Raw genomic sequence first — 1,331 nt, 5'->3', positions numbered from 1 at the left:
CAATATTCTTTCACGGCTGCGAGTTTTGCCTGCACTGTATATTTACCCATGACGCCTCCAAAGGTTGCGTCCAACCTTCGGGGGTCATACCAACCTGAGGGGGCTAGTCGTTGCCACCTACGAGGAACGAGATGAGACTTTCAGATGTAGCGACTATCCGGACGAATTTTTCAGAAGCTCATTTTTGGATAATTCGTCGGGGTTCAGCTGAACGATGCGGCGCACCAGGGCGAGTGTTCAATCCTGAACACATAGGAGTCTTGGTGAACCGAACAGACATCGTTCTACCTGACTACCTTTTCTACGCGTTGATGCATGTGCATCAGCAAGGCTACTGGGAAAGGCTGGCAACAGGGACGCTGAACCTGGTCAACATCCGTGTTTCAGACGTTCAGCGTATCGAACTGTCACCACGGTAAAGAAGGGGCCGCAAGGCCCCAGTCTTTACGTCCATCAGTGTTTTTTGTTAATTGGCAATTAATAATTATTATTAATTAATGGGCTAACAATGAAGATTGAGCTACCTGGTATCCCTGAACAGCAGAGATTGATTTTCGAGATGGCTACTCGCGAGGCGATAAAGCAGCTCGAAGCAAACCTGCGCGCACCTAGCATTCCTGGTCCGAAGGATCTGGACGAGGCTTTGTTTCCGCGTACTCACCTGTTGCGTAAGCACGAAGGATGGGAAGCACCTCACGCTGAAATAGTCAGGTCCTATTTCCGGCACTTCCAGGACCATTTCGACGCGTATGCGACGGATAAAAAGCTGGCGGGATTGCTTCGCATCGCATCAGACAGACGGATTAGGAAGTTCAAGGAGGGGAGCCAAGACGTGCCTTACGAGATCTGGCGAAATTTTCTAATCCTTACAGGTCGAGTGCCACAGGATATCGTGCCGATTCTGGCATTCATGGGCTAATAGAAGGAGAAGGTAGTTAAAGAAGGTGCTGGGGATGGGTGCAACCACCCCCAGCGTGAACACAATAAACCTGGTGGAAAATCATGCTCAACATGAAATGTATCACAGCTCGTCCTTTGCTGTTACGTGACCTTGCAGACCCTAAATATCGCTATTGGATAAAACAGTTTGCCGGGGAGGTTGCAGCACCCTGCGTCGCCGAGTCGCTCATGTCGTTCCTTAGTAAGCATTCCCTTATCACCTGAAAGCTGTTTTTGGCTTCAGCGAATGGCCTCTGCGTGTCCGCTCGGGCACGCAGGGAGCTGTGCCTGTCACCGCCACTGTAAAAATGACCCCCTAACGCCAACCTAGAATTGACCCCCCTGGGTAAAACTGGCGGCTTTGAGCTGCCAATATGTTGACCCAGGAGCAG

The 1,331-nt window shown here is 50.6% G+C and carries 2 protein-coding genes; both read left to right on the top strand.

The features are described 5' to 3' along the window. Positions 1–263 precede the first annotated feature (263 nt). Positions 264–419 (top strand): hypothetical protein, encoded by a 156-nt coding sequence (locus tag AO277_RS29880; protein WP_015061790.1) that lies wholly within the window; start codon positions 264–266, stop codon positions 417–419. A gap of 89 nt (positions 420–508) precedes the next feature. Next, positions 509–919, top strand: coding sequence for a hypothetical protein (locus tag AO277_RS13530; protein ID WP_044320222.1), 411 nt, complete (start codon positions 509–511; stop codon positions 917–919). Positions 920–1,331: the final 412 nt, after the last annotated feature.

Source organism: Pseudomonas amygdali, assembly GCF_002699855.1.
GTDB classification, from domain to species: domain Bacteria; phylum Pseudomonadota; class Gammaproteobacteria; order Pseudomonadales; family Pseudomonadaceae; genus Aquipseudomonas; species Aquipseudomonas amygdali.
Note: the sequence above shows the minus strand (reverse complement) of the source record. Positions and strands in the feature narration are given on the sequence as shown.

What these genes read in the sequence shown, in the direction of transcription:
- AO277_RS13530 (WP_044320222.1), top strand. Translation starts at nt 509, where the DNA reads ATGAAGATTGAGCTACCTGGTATCCCTGAACAGCAGAGATTGATTTTC.